The sequence below is a fragment of the Pseudomonas sp. BN607 genome (genome assembly GCF_029871175.1).
In the GTDB taxonomy this organism is placed as follows: Bacteria; Pseudomonadota; Gammaproteobacteria; order Pseudomonadales; family Pseudomonadaceae; genus Aquipseudomonas.
In genome coordinates, this window is sequence record NZ_SSOE01000053.1 from 1 (window position 1) to 20,871 (window position 20,871).

General features: G+C 61.0%; 17 protein-coding genes. 12 read left to right on the forward strand and 5 right to left on the reverse strand.

The features are described from left to right. From E8E68_RS12085 to E8E68_RS12095, 3 genes are all read left to right on the forward strand, one after another. The coding region (locus E8E68_RS12085; protein WP_280341727.1) for a non-ribosomal peptide synthetase at positions 1 to 2,442 on the forward strand (2,442 nt) is incomplete at its 5' end. A gap of 54 nt (positions 2,443 to 2,496) precedes the next feature. Then, entirely contained in the window at positions 2,497 to 3,654 is a 1,158-nt protein-coding gene (macA, locus tag E8E68_RS12090) for a macrolide transporter subunit MacA (RefSeq protein ID WP_280341730.1), read from the forward strand. An 8-nt stretch (positions 3,655 to 3,662) separates the two neighbouring features. Further along, the gene (locus tag E8E68_RS12095) at positions 3,663 to 5,654 is read left to right on the forward strand and encodes a MacB family efflux pump subunit (protein WP_280341876.1); all 1,992 of its coding nucleotides are present in this window, start codon (positions 3,663 to 3,665) and stop codon (positions 5,652 to 5,654) included. 129 nt (positions 5,655 to 5,783) lie between these two features. Here E8E68_RS12095 and E8E68_RS12100 read toward each other — a convergent pair whose 3' ends face one another. Further along, the gene (locus E8E68_RS12100; RefSeq protein ID WP_110745451.1) at positions 5,784 to 6,416 is read right to left on the reverse strand and encodes a helix-turn-helix transcriptional regulator; all 633 of its coding nucleotides are present in this window, start codon (positions 6,414 to 6,416) and stop codon (positions 5,784 to 5,786) included. Positions 6,417 to 6,639: 223 nt separating this feature from the next. Between E8E68_RS12100 and hisN the strand changes: the two genes are divergently transcribed. Further along, positions 6,640 to 7,431 carry a histidinol-phosphatase gene (gene hisN / locus E8E68_RS12105; RefSeq protein ID WP_280341736.1) on the forward strand — a complete coding sequence of 264 codons (792 nt, stop codon included), beginning with the start codon at positions 6,640 to 6,642 and terminating at the stop codon, positions 7,429 to 7,431. Between the two features lie 74 nt (positions 7,432 to 7,505). On the opposite strand, the gene E8E68_RS12110 is transcribed toward hisN, so the two are convergent. From E8E68_RS12110 to E8E68_RS12120, 3 genes are all read right to left on the reverse strand, one after another. After that, entirely contained in the window at positions 7,506 to 8,891 is a 1,386-nt protein-coding gene (locus tag E8E68_RS12110; protein WP_266034138.1) for a hypothetical protein, read from the reverse strand. Between the two features lie 382 nt (positions 8,892 to 9,273). Beyond that, complete coding sequence (locus E8E68_RS12115) at positions 9,274 to 10,029, reverse strand: hypothetical protein (protein ID WP_280341740.1); 756 nt, start codon at positions 10,027 to 10,029, stop codon at positions 9,274 to 9,276. A gap of 20 nt (positions 10,030 to 10,049) precedes the next feature. Beyond that, complete coding sequence (locus tag E8E68_RS12120; RefSeq protein WP_266034145.1) at positions 10,050 to 10,655, reverse strand: hypothetical protein; 606 nt, start codon at positions 10,653 to 10,655, stop codon at positions 10,050 to 10,052. 324 nt (positions 10,656 to 10,979) lie between these two features. On the opposite strand from E8E68_RS12120, the gene E8E68_RS12125 reads away from it, so the two are divergent. Next, positions 10,980 to 11,741, forward strand: a complete 762-nt coding sequence (locus E8E68_RS12125; protein ID WP_266034148.1) for a hypothetical protein — start codon at positions 10,980 to 10,982, stop codon at positions 11,739 to 11,741. On the opposite strand, the gene E8E68_RS12130 is transcribed toward E8E68_RS12125, so the two are convergent. Further along, on the reverse strand, positions 11,709 to 12,710 hold the full coding sequence (locus E8E68_RS12130; RefSeq protein ID WP_266034150.1) for a LysR family transcriptional regulator: 1,002 nt from the start codon (positions 12,708 to 12,710) through the stop codon (positions 11,709 to 11,711). The genes E8E68_RS12125 and E8E68_RS12130 overlap by 33 nt on opposite strands. A 424-nt stretch (positions 12,711 to 13,134) precedes the next feature. On the opposite strand from E8E68_RS12130, the gene E8E68_RS12135 reads away from it, so the two are divergent. From E8E68_RS12135 to benB, 7 genes are all read left to right on the forward strand, one after another. Continuing rightward, positions 13,135 to 14,295 (forward strand): glycine betaine/L-proline ABC transporter ATP-binding protein, encoded by a 1,161-nt coding sequence (locus E8E68_RS12135; RefSeq protein WP_266034153.1) that lies wholly within the window; start codon positions 13,135 to 13,137, stop codon positions 14,293 to 14,295. Between the two features lie 22 nt (positions 14,296 to 14,317). Then, positions 14,318 to 15,271, forward strand: a complete 954-nt coding sequence (gene proW, locus E8E68_RS12140; protein WP_266034156.1) for a glycine betaine/L-proline ABC transporter permease ProW — start codon at positions 14,318 to 14,320, stop codon at positions 15,269 to 15,271. Between the two features lie 70 nt (positions 15,272 to 15,341). After that, the gene (gene proX / locus E8E68_RS12145) at positions 15,342 to 16,370 is read left to right on the forward strand and encodes a glycine betaine/L-proline ABC transporter substrate-binding protein ProX (RefSeq protein ID WP_266034158.1); all 1,029 of its coding nucleotides are present in this window, start codon (positions 15,342 to 15,344) and stop codon (positions 16,368 to 16,370) included. A 111-nt stretch (positions 16,371 to 16,481) separates the two neighbouring features. Further along, positions 16,482 to 17,537, forward strand: a complete 1,056-nt coding sequence (locus E8E68_RS12150) for a helix-turn-helix domain-containing protein (RefSeq protein WP_266034161.1) — start codon at positions 16,482 to 16,484, stop codon at positions 17,535 to 17,537. A gap of 333 nt (positions 17,538 to 17,870) precedes the next feature. Further along, positions 17,871 to 18,827 (forward strand): AraC family transcriptional regulator, encoded by a 957-nt coding sequence (locus E8E68_RS12155; protein WP_266034164.1) that lies wholly within the window; start codon positions 17,871 to 17,873, stop codon positions 18,825 to 18,827. 159 nt (positions 18,828 to 18,986) lie between these two features. Then, the gene (gene benA / locus E8E68_RS12160; protein WP_266034169.1) at positions 18,987 to 20,345 is read left to right on the forward strand and encodes a benzoate 1,2-dioxygenase large subunit; all 1,359 of its coding nucleotides are present in this window, start codon (positions 18,987 to 18,989) and stop codon (positions 20,343 to 20,345) included. Further along, positions 20,342 to 20,827: a benzoate 1,2-dioxygenase small subunit gene (gene benB / locus E8E68_RS12165; RefSeq protein WP_004374327.1), complete on the forward strand. Its 486-nt coding sequence runs from the start codon at positions 20,342 to 20,344 to the stop codon at positions 20,825 to 20,827. Before benA ends, benB begins: the two co-directional genes overlap by 4 nt. The last annotated feature ends 44 nt before the right edge of the window (positions 20,828 to 20,871 follow it).

Consider the following 20,871-nt stretch of genomic DNA (forward strand, 5'->3'; position numbering starts at 1 on the left):
CTCGACGAGCAGCGCCAACCGGTGCCGCAAGGGGTGGCGGGGGAGCTGTACATCGGTGGCGTACAGGTCGCCCGCGGCTACCTCAACCGGGCCGAGCTTACTGCCGAGCGCTTCATCGATGACCCGTTCGTGCCTGGCGGGCGCCTGTACCGTACCGGCGACCTGGCCCGCCACCGGCCAGACGGCAACCTCGAATACCTCGGCCGCAACGATGACCAGGTCAAGCTTCACGGTCTGCGCATCGAGCTGGGTGAAATCCAGGCCAGTCTCACCTGCATCGAAGGGGTGAAGGAGGCGGTCGTAGTCGCACGCGAGCAACAACTGCTCGCTTACTACACCGGCCAGCAGCAGCCGTTGGAGGCGTTGCGTGCGGCGCTGCTCAGCCGCTTGCCGGCGTTCATGGTTCCGGCGGTTTTCGTGCATCTACAGACGTTGCCGCTGAGCCCTAACGGCAAACTCGACCGCAAGGCGCTGCCAGAGCCCGGCGTGCTGCATGACCGCCCATTCGAAGCCCCGCAAGGCGAAACCGAAAACCTGCTGGCAGCGATCCTGGGTGAACTGCTGGAGGTGCCACAGATGGGCCGCCACGACAATTTCTTCGAGCTCGGCGGCCATTCCCTGGCGGCCATTCGCCTGGTCGACAGGCTCAACAAGGCGGGCCTGCGGGCTGCGCTCAACGACGTGTTCCAGCAGCCCAGCGTGGCGTCGCTGGCAGCCCGGCTGTGCGATCACGCAGGCCAAGGCGAGGGCGCCATCACGGTACGCGAGGGCGGGACGCAAACCCCGCTGTTCCTGCTTCACGAGTTCACCGGGCTGGACTTCTACTTCCCGGTACTGGGCCAACAGCTGGGTGGCGATTTCGCCATCTACGGTTTGCCTGGGGTGCCTGCCGGCCAGGCCCAACCGCGCACCATGGAATGCCTGGCCCGTTACCAGATTGCACAGATGCGCAAGGTGCAACCCCATGGCCCGTACCGCTTGGCCGGCTGGTCGTTTGGCGGGGTCGTGGCGTTTGAAATGGCCAACCAGTTGCTGGGGGCGGAGGAAACGGTCGAGTTCGTTGGCCTGATCGACACGCATGTGCCGCGCCTGGCTGACCAAGGCAAGGCGCGCTGGTCGGGAACACATGCACTGGAGCGGCAACTGTTGCTGAACTGCAGGACCTTCTGGCGCACCCAGGGCCCGGCAGCCGCGGAAAAACGGGCGCAACTGCAACGCCTGGAGTCAGCGCAGGCCGATTTTGCCGGGTTGCTGGCCAGCTGCCGCGAGCACGGGCTTCTCTACGGGTTGTGGGCGAGCATGAGTGATGCGCAACTGCTGCATTACTTCAGCCGTGAGCTGGCTCACGGGCATGCGTTGGCCCATTACCGCCTGTCGCCCCTGAGCATGCCGGTGCACTTGTTCCGGGCCGAGCAGGGCAGTGACAGCCTGCCGAGCCTGGGCTGGCGCGAGGCTCTGCCGACGCAGCCATTGTCGGTCATTGCCGTACCCGGTGACCACCGCAGCTTGATGGAGGCACCCCACGTGACGGCGGTTGCGCAGGCGCTGACCGAGGCCCTCGCCACCTGCAGCGCGGGGCCCCATACGGGTTATTCATCGCCTGTAGCCATCCAGACCGGCCAGGCGGGGCACACGCCGCTGTTCTGCGTGCCCGGGGCCGGTGACAGCGTGACCAGTTTCATTGGCCTGGCCGAGGCACTGGGGCCGGAATGGCCGCTCTACGGGTTGCAAGCTCGGGGCCTGGACGGTGCTGGCGTGCCGCACAGTACGGTCGAAGCTGCTGCCGACTGCCATGTGCAGGCCATCGAAGCCTTGTACCCGCAAGGCCCGCTCAGTTTGCTGGGGCACTCGTTCGGTGGCTGGGTGGCGCACGCCATCGCAGCCAGGCTCGAGGCCAAGGGCCGGCAGGTACGCTCGTTGACGCTGGTCGACAGCGAGGCACCGGGCGCAGGCGGCACCTGTGGCCAGCCCTACACCTTCGGAGAGGCCTTGCAGCGGTTGATCGATGCCTTGCAACTGGCCACGGGCAAGGCCTTTGGGATCGATCCGGCCGCTTTTGCCCAGGCCACGGATGACCAGCAGTTGCAGCAGTTGCATGCAGCCATGGTGGGCAGTGGGCTGCTGCCTGCGCGCTCCACCCCAGGTGTTCTGGACGGCACGGTGCGTACCTTCGCGACCGCACTGCGAACGGTCTACCGGCCGCAGCTGGCCTACAGCGGCCCGGTGGGGTTGGTGCTGGTGGATGACCCGCGCCTGGATGCACTGGGTAACGCCCGCGAGCACGCGGGCATGCAGGAGGGCTGGCAGCAGCTCATGCCACGCCTGGCGCTGTGGCAGGGCCCGGGGGATCACTTCAGCATTCTCAAGGTGCCGGATGTGTTCAGCCTGGCGGCCTGGTGGCATGACGGGCAGGCATTGCAGCACGGCAAGGTTACCCCATGACCATTGGCGGTGATTGCCCCTTGGTCGAGTGAATTTTTTGGAAAGTGAGTGTTCATGGACAAATCCAGATTCCGCAAATACAGCCTAGGCGTTGCCGTGGCCCTGGTCGTCGGCATCAGCCTGTACGCCATCCAGGCCCCGGCCAAGCCGCCGCAATACATCACCGCTACGGTCGAGCGGGGCGACATCGAGAATGCGGTGCTGGCCAGTGGCATGCTCGAAGGTATCAAGCAGGTGGATGTCGGGGCCCAGGTCTCGGGGCAGCTGAAGTCGCTGAAGGTGAAGCTGGGGGACAAGGTCAGCGCGGGCCAGTGGTTGGCCGAGATCGACCCGCTGGTACTGCGCAACACCCTGCGCCAGGCCGAGGTCGATGAAGACAAACTGCAGGCCGAGCGGCGTTCGACGATGGCCCAGCTGAAGCAGGCCCGGCGTGTGTACGAGCGTTACCGCGAGTTGCAAGCCGACGAATCGGTGTCGCGCCAGGATTTCGAGAACGCCGAGTCCGAGTACGAAGTGCAGCAAGCTGCCGTGCGCTCGCTGGATGCGCAGATCCAGAGCGCCCGGGTCGAAATTGACACCGCCAGGGTCAACCTGGGCTACACCCGTATCAACGCGCCAATCACCGGCCATGTGGTGGGCATCGTCACCCAGGAAGGGCAGACCGTGATCGCCAACCAGTTGGCCCCGGTGCTGCTCAAGCTGGCCGACCTCGACACCATGACGGTCAAGGCGCAGGTGTCGGAGGCCGATGTGATTCACATCAGCCCTGGCCAGGAGGTGTACTTCACCATCCTCGGCGAAGACAAACGCTACTACGCGAGGCTGCGCGGCACCGAGCCTGCGCCGCAGAACTACGCGCAAAGCAGTGACAAGAGCGAGGGCGGTACCAGCAAGGCCAGCGGAGCGGTGTTCTACAACGCCCTGTTCGAGGTACCGAACCCGGATCACCGACTGCGCATTTCGATGACCGCTCAGGTGCATATCGTGCTCGATACCGCCCAGGCCGTGCTCACCGTGCCGGTGGCGGCGTTGGGCGCGCGCAACGGTGATGGCAGCTTCCCGGTGCGGGTGCTGGATGCGAAGGGCTTTGCCCAGGTACGCAACGTGCAGGCGGGCATCAACAACAACGTGAAGGTGCAGATCAAGGACGGCCTGGCCGAAGGCGAAAGGGTGGTGATCGGCGAGCCGGTGTCTGGCGAAACAGGGGCGTGAGCATGAACATGAATGTCCAGCCGTGCGCCGGCATGGCGGTTGCCTGCAGCAACGCCGAACCCTTGTTGCATTTGCGCGGTGTAACGCGCAGCTTCCAGGCCGGCGACCGCGAGTTCCTGGCGCTCAAGGGCATCGACTTGCAGATTCACAGCGGCGAACTGGTGGCGATCATCGGTGCCTCTGGGTCTGGCAAATCGACCTTGATGAACATCCTTGGCTGCCTGGACAACGCCAGCAGCGGCAGCTATCAGGTGGGTGGGCAGGAAACCCGCGCGCTGGACGATGACGCACTGGCGGCACTGCGCCGTGACCACTTCGGCTTCATCTTCCAGCGCTACCACTTGCTGCCGCACCTGGACGCCCTGCACAACGTCGAGATACCGGCGGTGTATGTCGGCACGCCGCAGGGCCAGCGCCATGCACGGGCGCGGGAACTGCTGTCCCGCCTGGGCCTGGCCAGCCACCTGGCGCACCGCCCCAGCCAGCTGTCGGGTGGCCAGCAACAGCGGGTGAGTATCTGCCGGGCGCTGATGAACGGTGGCCAGGTGATTCTTGCCGACGAACCGACCGGCGCGCTGGACACGGCCAGCGGCAAAGAGGTGATGAACATCCTGCTGGAGCTGCACGCAGCCGGGCACACGGTGATCCTGGTGACTCACGATCCGAAGGTAGCGGCCCATGCCGAGCGCATCATCGAAGTCAGTGACGGGCAGATCGTCAGTGATCGGCGCAGTGCTGCAGTGCCTGTGCCCAAGCCCGAACCGGAGCCCGTGGCGCAGGGGCCGCGGCGCCTGCTGGTGAGCCTGGGGATGTTCCGCGAAGCGTTCAAGATGGCCTGGATCGCGCTGATCTCGCACCGCATGCGTACCTTGCTGACCATGCTGGGGATCATCATCGGTATCACCTCGGTGGTGTCCATTTCGGCCATCGGCGAAGGCGCCAAGGGTTACGTACTCAAGGACATCCAGGCGATCGGCAGCAATACCATCGATATCTATTCGGGCAGCAACTTCGGTGACAGCCGGGCCAAGACCATCGAAACCCTGGTGCCCGCCGATGTCGCTGCCCTGAATGAACTGTACTACGTGGACAGCGCGACCCCGGTGATTGGCCAAAGCACATTGGTGCGTTACCGCAACCTGGATGTGGACGTGCAGCTCAATGGCGTCAGCGAACACTACTTCCAGGTGCGGAACATCCCGTTGGCGGCAGGTATCGTGTTCAGCGCCGACGATGCCCGGCGCCAGGCCCAGGTGGTGGTGATCGACCACAACACGCGCAAGCGCCTGTTCGGCGCGAACATCGACCCGCTCGGGCAGGTGATTCTGGTCGGCAACCTGCCGTGTACGGTGATCGGCGTCACGGCCGAGAACAAGAACCTGTTCGTGGCCAGCAACCAGCTGAACATCTGGGTGCCTTACGAAACGGCGGCGGGGCGTGTCCTGGGGCAGCGCCACCTGGACAGCATCAGCGTGCGCATCAAGGACGGCGTCCCCAGCAAGCGGGTGGAGGAGGAGGTGACGCGGGTGATGCTGCAACGGCACGGTACCAAGGACTTCTTCACCAACAACCTCGACAGCATCATGCAGACCGTGCAGAAGACCAGCCGCTCCCTGACGTTGCTGTTGTCGCTGATTGCGGTGATTTCGCTGGTGGTCGGCGGCATCGGCGTGATGAACATCATGTTGGTGTCGGTCACCGAGCGTACCCGCGAGATCGGTATTCGCATGGCGGTAGGGGCCCGGCAGTCGGACATTCGGCAGCAGTTCCTGGTCGAAGCAGTGATGGTCTGCCTGTTTGGCGGGCTGGTGGGGATAGGCCTGTCGTATGGGGTGGGGTATCTGTTCGAGTTGTTCGTCAAACAGTGGGAAATGGTGTTCTCACCTGCCTCGATCGTGATGGCATTTGCCTGCTCGACGTTGATCGGCGTGGTGTTCGGGTTCGTGCCGGCCAGGAATGCGGCGCGGCTGGACCCGATCGAGGCGCTGGCGAGGGACTGACACAGCCCCGTGCGCCCGAGACAGACCCGCGACGTGCAGGCGCAGCGCAAGGCTGCCCCTGCAGGGGACCGTGCCGGGTCAGCAAGGGTGCTCAACCGGTGCGAAGAAGGTCGGCACTGGTTACGCTATTCAGGCCTCGGCATACATCCAGCGCATCAACGAATGCCGACCGCTGATCCCTAGTTTGATGGCTGCCCGGCGCAGGTAGCTTTCCACGGTATTGACCTTGAGCCCCAGCCGATCGCCCTGTTCCGGCGCAGTATGCCCGGCCAGCAGACCCAGGCACACCTGGCGCTCGCGTTCGGAAAGCGTCAGCCCTGACTGCGCCAGCCGGTCGACAAAGCGCTGCTCCAGGCTTTCCTTGGTGTGCCGTTCAGGAGTGGGCTGCAACGCATCGACGTGCTTTTCCAGCATCGGCAGCAGCAACGGCGAAATCGCGTCCAGGCGGCTGCGCTCGAAGGCCGAGAAGCCATAGGTGGAGTCGGCGCGGATCACCTGGATTTCCAGGCGGGCGTTGCCTTTACGGGAGATGCGGTGCAGCCGTGAGGGGTCGTTGAAATCGCCATCCGGCTGTTCGTCCGAGGAAAACACCGTCTCGTCGATCAGCGTCGAATCGCAGGGCAACAGTGGCAACTGGCGGATCTGCGTGGCGTCGATGGACAAGTGGGCCTGGATCAGGTCGTGCAGCATCCGCGGGAACTGGCGGCTGCCGGTGCTGGCAATGACTTTGCCAATTTGCGGGTAGAGCAGGTTCGAATTCATCGTGTCATCCATGAAGGCCAATGAGGGTTATCCCGCCGCGGTATTGCCGGCCCGCATCCAGGGCGTGCGAAGGGAAGTGGTTGGTATCCTAGTACAACGAATGAGTGACGCTTAAATGAAGCAGGAATAATGGCAGAATAATGGCATCTATGCGTGCCCGGCTGGCACTGCGCGGGTTGTCGGGTATCATGCGGCTCCCCACCATTGTCACGAGGCCCGTCCCATGTCCCTGAGCGCTGAACAGATCGGCGAATTTCGCGTATTCGCCGAGCAATTGGCCGATGCTGCCGCTGTGGCGATCAAGCCGTACTTTCGTGCCAGCCTGGCTGTCGAGGACAAGGGCGGGCGCCTGTACGACCCGGTGACCGTGGCCGACAAGGCGGCCGAAGACGCCATGCGTGAGCTGATCCAGGCACGTTACCCCGAGCATGGCATTCTTGGCGAAGAGGCCGGCGTTGCCGTGGGCAGCAGCCCGTTGACCTGGGTGCTGGACCCGATCGATGGCACCCGCGCCTTCATTACTGGCTTGCCACTATGGGGCACGTTGATCGCGCTGAACGACGGCACGCAGCCGGTGGTGGGGGTGATGAACCAGCCGTTCACCGGCGAACGTTTCGTCGGCACCCCGGAAGGCGCCTGGCGCAGCGGCACACCGCTGCAGACCCGTGCCTGCGCCGACCTGGCGTCGGCCACGCTGATGTGCACCACGCCGGACATGTTCGACACCGCCGAGCGCAAGGCGGCATTCGAAGCAGTCGCCGGCAAGGCGCGATTGATGCGGTACGGCGGTGACTGCTATGCCTACTGCATGCTGGCCTCGGGTTTTGTCGACGTGATTGTCGAAGCGAGCCTTCAGCCGTATGACGTACAGGCACTGATGCCGATCATCGAAGGGGCGGGTGGCGTGATCACGGCGTGGGATGGCAGTTCGGCGCAGGATGGCGGGTGCGTGGTGGCCTGTGGTGACCCTGCGCTGCATGCGCAGGTGCTGGAGATGCTGCGCCAGGCACAATGAAAGCGCTGGCATGACCGCTGCATGTGACGAGCCACTGCGTGCATGCAATGGCTTGTCACTGGCTTTAGCGGGGCTCAGATCAAGAGTTGCATTGCGCAATAACCGCTGTCGTCACTGCGCAATGCAACGAATCGGAGGCCGTTGGGCCCTAACTGCGCAGCGGATATTCTCGTCACCTCATCGGGCACCAGATAGCGCCCTCCCGTCCCGAAGCTTACGTCCGGTTTACCGTCGTGGGTAATTCTGTAAATGATGCCTCTGTGGGAAATCGAGTCGCCGTCGAGCATGTACAGGTTTCCGGCAATGTAGATGGCACCGGTTGGGCCGATGATGACCGTTCCTGCATTGAACGCCCTGATCTTCGCATCTAGACCAAGGTCGATACTCAGGGTGCCGGTCCCGTTGAACGCAGTATCCGGCTCGCCTGTGTGCTTGTCGCAGACCTTGACCAACAGCTTCACGGAATCGCTCGATAGAATGCTGCCCAGCGCGACAACGATTCTGTGCTCATCCGCGCCAAGCTGAATGTTGTGGCTACCAAAATTCAGGTACCCGATTTTGTTGAAATCCAGATCCAGTTGCCCATTACTCTTGTACCTGGCTACAAAGCTCTCGGTCTCCTCCATGCCTGTCAGGGCAAACCCGCCGTCCTCGAAGAAATGGGCGTCCGTAGGTCGGAATGGGGCATCACCGCCCCTAAAATCTTTAATCTGCCACTGGCTCTGGTCTTCATTCGGGCCGAGACCGGCAACTGGCTCACCGGTCTGAGCATCATGCAAGGCAAGCCAGAACTTCTGACTGTTCGGTTGCAAATAGATCGAAGAAGCGTACAAGGTTTTGATCGTCTTGCCGAATAATACACTACGGGAAGCTGCTCCCGAAACGGTGGCCTCCTTGACTTCTGCCTGTTGCAGTGGGTTTGAATGGCTTGTTATTTTCGAAGCGTCTGTTTCTGAACGGTGGTATTCAGAGAGCCCGCTGGATGCAGCTGGCGTGGAGGACCACTCCTCGGGTTGGACCCGTATCATGCCCTTCGTGCCGAAGCCTTCAAGGGGGAGGTAATTGCTTTGAAAGTGGCCAACGACGGCGTGGTATGACAAGTCGTTATTTTTTTGGGTGAGACATTGAGAGTGGGTGATGAACCTCAAACTGTCGTCGATTTTTGCACGCGTGATGAAACGGATTTCTCTTTCACCTCTAAGCTCAGGGTCTATAGAGGAATTTTCAATTTCGACGAAGACGGATTCGGGTTTGCCCTGGGCATCCAGTGATGTCCAGTAGGTATAGATATCGTTATCAACGACGGTTTCGGCGATCCATATCATTCGGCCCGCGGCGTCAATGTTCCAGGAATAGGAAGCTGGGAAGGCTTGGGCGTTCTCAGGTTTAGGTAGAGCGGCATAGCCCTGGTCGCCAAACTTCAGATCCAACGTTCCCGCTTTATTACCAAGCTCGCTCATGATGTTTCCTCCGAGAATTGCAGCGAAGTATCAACTCATTCTGGCAGGCCTGGGTACTATCAAATTTGTCAGGTGGTGCTCGCTGTCCGGTGTGCTAGGCTGTGTACGAAAAGTCTTAAGACGCAGGTCAGGCAAGGCGAAAACAGCCGAGGAACGGCCGGGGTCGCGCCCGACTGTACTGGAGTACATGAGCATTCCGAGGCTGTTTTCAACGCAGCATGAACAAGTATCAAGGCTTTTTGTACAGCGCCTAAGGTGAACCGCGGGGTAATGTATATAATTCTTGCTTTAGATTTAAGTGGCGGGTGTGGGATGACATGACCGCTGACTGCGACAAGCCACTGCGTGTCATGCAATGGCTTGTTCCTTGCTTCAATGACGATCAGATCATCAGTTTCATGGCGCAGTAACCGGCATTTTCATCCAGTTGTGCAACGAACTGGAGGCCGTCGGGCCGTAACTGCGCCTCTTCTAATTTAGTCACTTTATCGGGAAATACGTAGCGGCCTTCCGACGCGAAGCTGACGTCCAGTTTTCCGTCGCGGGTGACTCTGTGAATGATGCCACGATCCGACATTGAAGGGCCGTCATAGTAAAACAGGTTTCCGGCGATGTAGATGTCACCGGTTTGCCCAATGATAACGCTTTTTGTACCAATACCTTTTATCGTCATGCCGAGATCAATTTCTATACTTAGCGTCCCGGTTTCGTTGAAGGTCGTATCCGGCGCCCCTGTGTGCTTATCATAGACCTTGAGCAACAGCTTCACGGGTTCGTATAGCAAAGGTGTGCTCACCGCGATAACGATTCTGTCTTCATTCGCGCCAAGCTGTATGGTGTGGGCACTCAGCCTTATGAACCCGACTTTGTGGAAATCGAGATCCAGTTGCCCATTGCTTTTGTATCTGGCGACAATACTTTCGCCCGCTTCAGTGCCTACCAGGGCGAATCCGCCGTCCTCGAAGAAATGGCATCCCTCAGGTACGAATACGCTATCACTGTCAAAAAAATTTTTAATCTGCCATTGGCTCCGACTTCCATCCGGCCCGAGCCCGGCGACTGGCACGCCTGTCTGTGCATCATGCAAAGCAAGCCAGACTGTCTGGTTCGGTTGCGAATCGAACGAAGAAGCGTACAAGGTTTTGATCGTGTTGCCGATCAAAACGCTCGGGTGGCTGGCGCCATTGCGCGATCTCTGTCTTCTCGTTGCAGCTGCTCTGGAGTACTGGCATCGCTGAGACAGTGTGCTTCCGAACGGCGATGTTCAATGGCAGTGCTGGGCGCAGTTATCGACGTGGGATGGCCGTCAGGTCGAACCACTATCATGCCTTTTGTGCCGAAGCCGTCAAGCGGGGTGAAGTTGTTTTGAAAGTGCCCAATAGCGGCGTGATAGAGCAGGTCGCCATTTTCCAATATATTACATTGGGAGCAGGTGATGAAGGTCGAATTCCCTTCTGCTGTCGCGGGCGTGACGAAATAAATTTTTCGTTCATTGGAAAGCGCGGGATCTATGGGGGAGTCTTCGATTTCGACGAATCCGGGCTTGGGTTGCCAAACACCCTTTGCATCCAGCGTTGTCCAATAGTAGAAGAGCTTGTTATCAATGGCGGTAGCAGCGGTCCAGACCATTCGGCCCGCTGAGTCAATTGTCCAGGCGTAGGACGAGGGCGTATGGAGGGCGTTGGGTGGTTCCGGTAGCTTGGCGTAACCCTCATCGCCGAACTCGAGATCCAGTTCACCCGCTTTATAAATACGTGTGCTCATGGGGTTTCCTCCGTTTGAGCGCAGAGTATCAACGCATTCGGGCAGGCTGGAGTACTGTCAGATTTACCAGGTAACGGGAGTGACCTGCCGGGGCTGCTGAAGCCGGTCTATCGCCAAATCGGCCGGTTAAGGTCAGTGCAACAGTCATTCACGCGTCGTTGGTGCTGGACCGCGCCGCAGGGAGGAAAAGCCGTCGTGGTGTACCCCTGGCTGCATCAACACTGAAACCGGGACTTGCTATCAACGTCAGGTTCATTGATCCCACCGCAGTGCACTTTTTCCATTTTCCGGGCTCTATGCTTGGCCAGGCCCTATTTATCTCCAATGTGGCCGCCGAATTTCGAACCTGTGCCGATGGCTTTAACCGACTCCAATTTCTTTCCCCGCCTGCTACTGACAAGTGCCCTCGCATGCCTGTGCGCCTGCACGCAGCAGCAGGGGCGTGACATGGTCAACCAGCTCGGCAACGGCAAGCCCAGCGAACTGTTCCAGACCAGTGTCGACCGCCTGGCCACGCTGTCGATGCGCGACAACCTGCAAAGCCTGTACCTGCTGATGAACAAGCTTTACCTGCGTAACCCCAACCAGTGGAAGCTGTCCGGGTACGTCGACGCCGCCACGGCCGAGCGGCAGATCCGTATCGCCATCGAGCAACGTCAGCCGCTGCCGCAACTGGGCAACCGCCGCGACCTGGCTGCCTTGAGCTACGCCCTGAGCCCGGAGTTCCGGGGTGACCGCGTGGGCGCATTCATCTACGCGATCGGCAGCATGCTGATTACCGCGCACGGGGGGCGTAGCGAGTTCTACATGACCGACACGATCGACCCGTTGTTCATCAACAACGCGGCGCGCAATATCGAGAAGGCCACCTGGATGCTGAGCCAACGGCAGGATGCCAATGGCGTATTGCTGTTGTTCTCCAATGAAATTTCGGAGGAGGGCAGCAACCTGAGCTTTGCCGTGGAGTTCGGCAAGATCGTGGCGCGCCTGGATTTGCTGGCCGAGTTGCTGGATGAGCGGTATCGGCGGATCGGGCTCAACTATGCCCAGAGCCTACTGCTGATGAATTTCCTGCCCGTGCAGTGACATTGCCTCCAGCATGGGGCGAAACTCGTCCAGCAACCAGTCGCGCAACCTTTGGCAGCTGGACTCATGTTCCTTGTCTTCATTGAAGGCCAGGAAGTGGAAGGTGTCCTTGAGCACCAGTTCTTCTGCCACCGGCCTTACCAGCAGCCCCTGCGCCACCAGCGGCGCCACCAGGTGGTGCCAGCCCAGTGCCACGCCCTGGTTGCCCAGCGCCAGTTGCACCAGCAGGTTGTAGTCGTTGGCATTGAAAAAATGCGGTGCGGTGTTGGCGCGGCTTTTCAGGTCGACGTCATGGAAGGCCAGCCACACGTTCCAGTCCACATGCTCGGCCACCTGCGAACGGCCATAGGGGCTCAGGTTGAGCAACGTGGCGTCGCGCAGCCCCTGCAGGGTGCGTATCTCCGGGTGCTGCGCTAGGTAGTGCGGCGTGCACACCGGGTAGATCACGTCATGGTTGAGCGGGTGCGAGCTGTAGCCTGCCTGCACTTTGCCCAGCTTGGTGATGTAGATATCAGGGCGAACCCCCGGCTCCATCGACAGGAAGTTCTGGGTGGTCACCAGGTTGATGTCGATGTCCGGGTTCTCGTCGAAGAACCTTGGCATGCGTGGCCCCATCCACAGCGCGGCAAAGGCCGGTGAACAGCACAGGGTGACCACCTGCTTGGTGTTGGTGTTGCTGCGGATGCGCTCGGCCGCCTGGGAAATGTTGACGAACGATAACTGCACCGCATCGAAGAAGATCGACCCGGCGACAGTCAACTCTACCGCGCGCCCCACCCGGGTGAACAACTCTGCACCCAGGTAGGTTTCCAGCTCACGGATCTGCCGGCTTACGGCGGCTTGGGTCACACACAAGGCTTCGGCTGCACGGGTGAAGTTCTGGTACTTGGCGGCAGCGACGAAGACTTTGACCGCGCGCAGCGAGGGCATCTTGATCAGCGTCTGATCGGGTTCGGAGTGTCTGACCATGGCGTTGGGTGCAGGTCCTTGGTGATACCTGATGGGAGCAGCCTTGTGCTGCGCAAGGCCCCGTCCAGGCCCCGCTAGCGCAGTGTATGAGCGGGCATCTTCCCAGCACAAGGCTGCTGCTGGATTCGACTGTTTCCAAGCGCTCTGCGGCGGGGCTTGCCCTGCGATTGATAACTTCAGGTAATGGTTTGCGTGCTGCAAATGTCGTTGGACCCGCTTTGTATCAGGCCCTAACGTTAATCACACGGCGCGACACCGAGACATCGATGTCGAACAATTTTTCGAAGCAGGACATTCTGCGTGCCGGTTATGACTCACGTTCGAATTTGAACGGACTGCCAAGCGTACTCGCACTGATCGCTACCCGCCTTATTGAAAGTGCGATGTTGATAGATTGGTTAATAAGCATAATAAAGAGGGTCGTATGAGCCATGCCGATGAGATTCTTTCGGTAAACAATATCTTCAAGGTGTTCGGTCCCAACCCGAACATGGCCATGGAGATGCTCCGCAAGGGCGCCGACAAGAACGAAATCTTCAGCAAGACCGGCCACGTCGTCGGCGTGTTCGATGCAAGCTTTTCCGTCAAACGTGGCGAGATCTTCGTCATCATGGGGCTGTCCGGCTCGGGCAAGTCGACCATGGTGCGGCTGTTCAACCGCCTGATCGAACCTACCTCCGGCAGCATCCACCTCAACGGCAAGGAAATTACCGGGCTCTGTGACAAGGCCCTGCTCGATGTGCGCCGCAAGGAAATGGGGATGGTGTTCCAGTCCTTTGCCTTGATGCCGCACATGAGCGTGCTGGAAAACACCGCGTTCGGCCTGGAAATTGCCGGCGTACCGGAAGGCGAACGCCACCGCCGTGCCAGTGAAGCCTTGAGCCAGGTTAGCCTGGCGGGCCACGAGCACAGCTATCCGCACCAGCTCTCAGGTGGCATGCAGCAGCGCGTGGGCCTGGCCCGGGCGCTGGCCAACGACCCGGCGATTCTGCTGATGGACGAGGCGTTTTCTGCGCTCGACCCACTGATCCGCAGCGAAATGCAAGGTGAGCTGATTCGCCTGCAGGCCGAGCAGCAGCGCACCATCATCTTCATTTCCCACGACATCGAGGAAGCCATTCGCATCGGCCACCGCATTGCGATCATGGAAGGTGGTCGCGTGGTGCAGATCGGTACACCGCAAGAACTGATCAACCAGCCGGCCAACGATTACGTGCGCACCTTTTTCAAGAGCTTCGACAGCTCGCGCGTGCTCAAGGCCGGGGATGTGGCCCGGTTCGACCCGGCGGTGGTGTGCAAGGTCAACGGCAAGGCCCCGAGCTTCCAGGCCGGTGTCCCGTTCGGCTACCTGGTCGACGACCGAGGGCAGTTGCTGGGCGTGGTCGACACCGACGCCAACGGCGCCACGGCCAGTGACCGCTACAGTCTGCATGAGCAGCGCCCGGTGTACATCGACACACCGCTGCACGAGGTGCTGGGCATTGCAGCCGACCTGCCGTATCCGGTACCGGTACTCGACCGCCAGGGCGCCTTCAAAGGCACGCTGTCGAAGAACGAGCTGCTGCAGACCCTGAGCCGCAATTAAAACAACAAAGAGGTAAGCCCTCATGTCCGAATTCAGCCTTCTCGACCCGTTCCAGGCGGCCACCATCCCCTTGGGCGACTGGGTCACCGCGACCCTGAATTTCCTGGTACACAACTTCCGTGAGGTGTTCCGCGCCATCCGCTGGCCGATCGACCAGGTGCTCAACGGTATCGAGTTCACCTTGCAGAGCATCCCGCCCACCATCGGCATCATCCTTTCCTCGTTGCTGGGCTGGCAGCTCGCCGGCAAGCGCATGGCATTGCTGTGTTTCGTCACCCTGACCCTGCTTGGCCTGATCGGCGTATGGTCAGAGTCGATGACCACCCTGGCGCTGGTACTGACCTCGGTGTTTTTCTGCGCGGTCATCGGTATCCCGCTGGGCATTGTCTGCGCCCGCAGCAACCGCCTGGAAAGCATCATCCGGCCGCTGCTGGACGCCATGCAGACCCTGCCGGCGTTCGTCTACCTGGTGCCGGTCGTGATGCTGTTCGGTATTGGTAACGTGCCTGGGGTGCTGGTGACCATCGTGTTCGCCCTGCCGCCCCTGGTGCGCCTGACCAACCTGGGTATTCGCCAGGTGCCGGAGGACAAGATCGAAGCCGCACGCGCCTTTGGCTGTACGCCACGGCAGATGCTGACCCGCGTGCAGCTGCCGCTGGCCACCTCGACCATCATGGCCGGCCTTAACCAGACCCTGATGCTGTCGCTGTCGATGGTGGTGATCGCCTCGATGATCTCGGTCGGCGGGCTGGGCCAGATGGTGCTGCGTGGCATCGGCCGCCTGGACATGGGCCTGGCTACCGTGGGCGGGGTAGGGCTGGTGCTGCTGGCAATCTTCCTCGACCGCCTGACCCAGGCCATGGGCGCCCGCACCAGCGGTGACCCGAGCCTGCGCTGGTACCACACCGGCCCGGTCGGGTTAGTGCTGCGCCTGATTGGCGCAGGGCAAGCGCAAGGGCGGCGCAAGACCGCCTGAGCACTGCAAGAACCTTGAGACGTTCGATCTGCCGCACTTGAAGATAAAAATGAGAAAAAGGTAAGCGACGATGCACGAATCCAAATTCACCCGCAGCATCCTCAAATGCGCCACGGCGCTGACCCTGGCGGCCGCGGCCCTGGGTGCACACGCCTCGGCGGAAAAGCCCGGCGATGGCGTGAAGGTAACGCCGATCTTCCCCTCCATCGCCGAAGAGCGGTTCCGGGGCGAAGTGGCCATGGAAGGCCTGCGCGAGCTGGGCTACAAGGTGCAGGAGCCGAAGGAGACCGAATACGGCGTGATGATGGTGGCCTTGGCCAACGGCGATGCCGACTTTACCGTGCACCTGTGGGAGAAACTGCACAACCAGTTCTACCAGCAGGCCGGTGGTGACGAGGTGATGGTCAAGACCGGCAACATCCTCCCGGGCGTGGCCCAAGGCTACCTGATCGACAAGAAAACCGCCGACCAGTACAACATCAAGTACATCACCGACCTGAAAAAGCCGGAAATTGCCAAGCTGTTCGACACCGACGGCGACGGCAAGGCCGACATGACCGGTTGCAACCCAGGCTGGGGCTGCGAGCTGGTGATTGCCCACCATATGAAGGCCTACGACCTGGACAAGAGCATCACCGTCAACCAGGGCTCGTACTTCGCGCTGATGGCCGACACCATCGCCCGTTTCAAGGAAGGCAAGCCGATCTTCTACTTCACCTGGGTACCGCAGTGGATCGCCAGCGTGCTGGTCGAAGGCAAGGACGTGGTCTGGCTGGAAGTGCCGAAAACCGACCTGCCAGACGGCAAGAACGATGTCGACACGATGTACCACGGCAAGAACCTGGGCTTTGCCATCGACAAGGTGGTGGCTGTGCTGAACAAGGACTTTGCCGATAAGAACCCGGCAGCGCAGAAGTTCCTGTCGCTGGTGCAGATCAGCATCGACGACGAGAGCAACCAGAACCTGAAAATGCAGCAGGGCGAGAAGAAGCCTGCCGACATCACCCGCCATGCCAAGGAATGGGTGGCAGCGCACCGCCAGCAGTTCGACCAGTGGCTGCAGGCCTCGCGCGACGCTGCGGCCCAGGCCGGTAAGTAACCGGATCCATCAGTGTTGGCTCATTCGCGGGCAGACCGCACCTGCAGGAAGTTGCAGGGGCGGGCTTGCTCGCGAACGAGCCAACGCTAATTTTGCTGTTGAGTCAAAGCCATGAGCCACTTCGAAAGCACCCTCAAAAACACCAACCTGGCCCACCTGGCCCCCGCCATCCGCACCACACTCAGCATGCCCTGCCAGCGGGTGGCCTTTATCCTGCGCGAACACTTCTCGATGATGGCTTTCACCGCCGCCATGGACAGCCTGGTCACCGCCAACCTGATGAGCGCCACGCCGTTGTTCCAGGTCCAGGTGGTAGGCGAGGGCGAGCAAGTGCTGAGCGACCTGGGCATTGCCTTGCCCGTCAACACCCAGCTGGCCGACCTGGACGTACAGGGCCTGGACTGCCTGTTGGTATGCGGCGGTTTTCGCGTGCGCCTGGAAACCGCAGCGCTGCTACGCGCCAGGTTACGCCAGGCCGACCAGCACGGCTGCCAGCTGGGTGGCCTGTGGAACGGTGCCTATTTCCTGGCCGAAGCAGGATTGCTCAATGACCACGATTGCGCCTTCCACCCCGATGGCAGGGCAATGATGAGCGAACTGTTCCCCAAGGTGCGCATCAGCCGTCAGGCCCATGTGCTGGACCGCCGCCGGATGAGCTGCGCCGGTGCCAGCAGCGCCCTGGACATGATGTTGGCGCTGCTTGAGCAGTGCGGCGGAGTGCCGTTGCGCCGCGCCGTGGAGCAGATGCTGGCATGTGATCGGGCGCGGGTGATGAGCGATGCCCCGGCCAGCACCCCGGAAATCGACCCCGGCCTGCCCAAGGGCGTGCGCCTGGCGCTGGAACTGATGCACGCCAACATCGAGGACCCCATTGGCATCGATGAGATTGCCCAGCATGCCGGTTTGTCCCGCCGCCACCTGGAGCGGTTGTTCCGCCGACATGTACAGGCGACCCCTCCGCGTTATTATCTGGAACTGCGCCTGACCCATGCGCGGCAGTTGCTGCAGCACACCAGCAAGTCACTGACCGAAGTGGCGGTGGCCAGCGGGTTCGTGAGTTTCCCGCATTTCTACCGGCGTTTTCGCGAGTTGTTCGCCATTGCGCCACGCCAGTACCGGGCACGCAGCCAGGGATGGACGGCGCGGCAGGATGTGGCAGTGCATTGAGTGATGGGCTGCCTGTGCCGGCCCATTCGCGGGTAAACCCGCTCCCCCACAGTTCGAGGTAGCAGATTTACCCCGAGAAGAGGGAGTTGCCGGAAAAAACGTTCGATAACCGAACATTTACAGCATTTGAATTGTTCGCTATCCGCCCAGCCAATCCCATCGTTGCATTGCCCAACCCCCCCCTTTTTGCTGTAGTGTCCCCCATTCGCCGGCTGTCGCCTGCCCCTGCGACGCGCTGCCAGCCCGATAGAATGACCGTGATGACCGCAACCACAGCCCACAAGGCGGTAGGACGCGGCGACCAGAACAATAACGATACCGAGTGCCTTGCCTATGGAAAGCCGCCTGCTGAGCGAGCGCAGTAGCGTGTTTCACCACGCCGACCCTTATGCTGTGTCCGATTATGTGAACCAGCATGTCGGCCAGCATTGCATCGGTCTGTCCCGTACCACCCACCCCCAGGCTAGCCTGAGCCATCGCAAGTTCGCCGAACTCGACCTGTGCCGTATCAGCTACGGCGGCAGTGTTCGCGTTACTTCGCCCGCGCTGGAAACCATCTACCACCTGCAAGTCCTGCTCAATGGCAACTGCCTGTGGCGCGGGCACAAGCGCGAGCAACACCTGGTGCCGGGTGAATTGCTGCTGATCAACCCCGACGACCCGGTTGACCTGACTTACTCGGAAGACTGCGAGAAGTTCATCCTCAAGGTGCCGACCCGGCTGCTGGACTCGATCTGCGATGAACAGCGCTGGCAGCGCCCTGATGGAGGCGTGCGGTTCTTGCGCAATCATTACCGGCTGGATGAGCTGGATGGCTTCGTCAACCTGCTGGCCATGGTTTGCCACGAGGCGGAAGTGGGCGATTCACTGCCCAGGGTGCAGGGCCATTACAGCCAGATTGTCGCCAGCAAGCTGCTGACCCTGATGAGCACCAATATCCGCCGCGAGAGCCTCAGCTCACCGGGTGCAAGCCTGGAGCGGATCATCGATTACATCGACCACAACCTTAAGTTCGAGCTGACAGCGGAGGCGCTGGCGGAGCAGGCGTGCATGAGCTTGCGCTCGTTGTATGCGCTGTTCGATCGGCACCTGCAGACCACACCCAAGCAATACGTGCGACAACGTAAGCTGGAACAGGTGCGTGCCTGCCTGGGCGATGCCAGTTGCTCTGTGCGTAGCGTGACCGAACTGGCCATGGATTATGGCTTCCTGCACCTCGGGCGTTTTTCCGAAGTGTATCGACAGCAGTTTGGCGAATTGCCCTCCGAAACCTTGCGCAATCGGCGTTGAACCGTACCGGTCTCTCGCGGGTAGGGCCGCGAAGAGACGCTTGAGCCTGTCACCTCAACCTGCACAAAACGGATAGCACCCCGCACAAACCGGATATTGCGACCCAATCCCAGCCTCTAACCTGACCAGGTCTAAACAATAACAAGGGAGACCCTGGCCATGTCCCTGGGATTCGACTACCTCAATGCCATGCTTGAGGACGACCGTGAAAAGGGCGTCTACCGCTGCAAGCGCGAGATGTTCACCGACCCACGCCTGTTTGACCTGGAGATGAAACATATCTTCGAGGGCAACTGGATCTACCTGGCCCACGAAAGCCAGATCCCCGAGAAAAACGACTTCCTCACCCTGACCATGGGGCGCCAGCCGATTTTTATCGCGCGCAACAAGGACGGTGAGCTCAATGCCTTCCTCAACGCCTGCAGCCACCGCGGCGCCATGCTCTGCCGCCACAAACGCGGCAACCGTTCCAGCTACACCTGCCCGTTCCACGGCTGGACGTTCAACAACAGCGGCAAACTGCTGAAGGTGAAAGACCCGAGCAACGCCGGCTACCCCGACAGCTTCAACTGTGACGGCTCCCACGACCTGACCAAGGTGGCACGCTTCGAGTCGTACCGGGGCTTTTTGTTCGGCAGCCTGAACGCCGACGTGAAACCGCTGGTCGAGCACCTGGGTGAGTCGGCCAAGATCATCGACATGATCGTCGACCAGTCGCCAGAAGGCCTGGAGGTGCTGCGTGGTGCCAGCTCGTACATCTACGAAGGCAACTGGAAGCTCACCGCCGAGAACGGCGCTGACGGCTACCACGTAAGCTCCGTGCACTGGAACTACGCCGCTACCCAGAACCAGCGCAAGCAGCGCGAGGCGGGCGACGAAATCAAGACCATGAGTGCGGGTGCCTGGGCCAAGCAGGGCGGCGGTTTTTACTCCTTCGACCATGGCCACCTGCTGCTGTGGACCCGTTGGGCCAACCCGGAAGACCGCCCGGCCTATGAGCGCCGCGACCAACTGGCCGCCGACTTCGGCCAGGCCCGCGCCGACTGGATGATCGAAAACTCGCGCAACCTGTGCCTGTACCCGAACGTGTACCTGATGGACCAGTTCAGCTCGCAGATCCGCGTTGCCCGGCCGATTTCGGTGAACAAGACCGAAATCACCATCTACTGCATCGCGCCGAAAGGCGAGAGCGCCGATGCCCGCGCCAAGCGTATTCGCCAGTACGAAGATTTCTTCAACGTCAGCGGCATGGCCACCCCGGACGACCTGGAAGAATTCCGCTCGTGCCAGACCGGCTATGGCGGCGGCACTGGCTGGAACGACATGTCCCGTGGCGCCAAACACTGGGTAGAAGGCGCCGATGAGGCAGCCAAGGAGATTGACCTCGAACCCCTGCTGTCCGGCGTGCGCACGGAGGACGAAGGCCTGTTCGTGCTGCAGCACAAGTACTGGCAGGACACCATGATTCAGGCCCTCAAGGACGAACAGCAGCTGATCCCCGTGGAGGCCGTGCAATGAGCCTGTATGAAACCGTACGCGACTTTCTCTACCGCGAAGCGCGCTACCTGGACGATGCCCAGTGGGACCAGTGGCTGGAACTGTACGCCAGCGATGCCAGCTTCTGGATGCCGAGCTGGGACGATGACGACACCCTCACCGAAGACCCACAAAGCGAGATCTCGCTGATCTGGTACGGCAACCGTGGCGGCCTGGAAGACCGCGTGTTCCGCATCAAGACCGAACGCTCCAGTGCGACCGTGCCCGACACCCGCACCTCGCACAACATCAGCAACATCGAGATCGTCGAGCAGGGCGAGGGCAGCTGCCAGGTGCGCTTCAACTGGCACACCCTCAGCTTCCGCTACAAGACCACCGACAGTTACTTCGGCACCAGCTTCTACACCCTCGACCTGCGCGGCGAGCAGCCGCTGATCAAGGCCAAGAAGGTGGTGCTGAAGAACGACTACGTGCGCCAGGTCATCGACATCTACCACATCTGATACAGGGTTTTGCGAGCATTGCCCGGTGCGTCTTGTGATGCGCC

Bases quoted from the DNA above. Each gene is read 5' to 3' on its own strand.
- benB (WP_004374327.1), top strand. From the start codon at position 20,342: ATGAGCCTGTATGAAACCGTACGCGACTTTCTCTACCGCGAAGCGCGC.
- E8E68_RS12125 (WP_266034148.1), top strand. From the start codon at position 10,980: ATGTGGCCGCCGAATTTCGAACCTGTGCCGATGGCTTTAACCGACTCC.
- E8E68_RS12095 (WP_280341876.1), top strand. From the start codon at position 3,663: ATGAATGTCCAGCCGTGCGCCGGCATGGCGGTTGCCTGCAGCAACGCC.
- proW (WP_266034156.1), top strand. From the start codon at position 14,318: ATGTCCGAATTCAGCCTTCTCGACCCGTTCCAGGCGGCCACCATCCCC.
- hisN (WP_280341736.1), top strand. From the start codon at position 6,640: ATGTCCCTGAGCGCTGAACAGATCGGCGAATTTCGCGTATTCGCCGAG.
- E8E68_RS12130 (WP_266034150.1), bottom strand. From the start codon at position 12,710: ATGGTCAGACACTCCGAACCCGATCAGACGCTGATCAAGATGCCCTCG.
- E8E68_RS12150 (WP_266034161.1), top strand. From the start codon at position 16,482: ATGAGCCACTTCGAAAGCACCCTCAAAAACACCAACCTGGCCCACCTG.
- benA (WP_266034169.1), top strand. From the start codon at position 18,987: ATGTCCCTGGGATTCGACTACCTCAATGCCATGCTTGAGGACGACCGT.
- macA (WP_280341730.1), top strand. From the start codon at position 2,497: ATGGACAAATCCAGATTCCGCAAATACAGCCTAGGCGTTGCCGTGGCC.
- E8E68_RS12120 (WP_266034145.1), bottom strand. From the start codon at position 10,655: ATGAGCACACGTATTTATAAAGCGGGTGAACTGGATCTCGAGTTCGGC.
- E8E68_RS12110 (WP_266034138.1), bottom strand. From the start codon at position 8,891: ATGAGCGAGCTTGGTAATAAAGCGGGAACGTTGGATCTGAAGTTTGGC.
- E8E68_RS12155 (WP_266034164.1), top strand. From the start codon at position 17,871: ATGGAAAGCCGCCTGCTGAGCGAGCGCAGTAGCGTGTTTCACCACGCC.
- E8E68_RS12100 (WP_110745451.1), bottom strand. From the start codon at position 6,416: ATGAATTCGAACCTGCTCTACCCGCAAATTGGCAAAGTCATTGCCAGC.
- E8E68_RS12135 (WP_266034153.1), top strand. From the start codon at position 13,135: ATGAGCCATGCCGATGAGATTCTTTCGGTAAACAATATCTTCAAGGTG.
- proX (WP_266034158.1), top strand. From the start codon at position 15,342: ATGCACGAATCCAAATTCACCCGCAGCATCCTCAAATGCGCCACGGCG.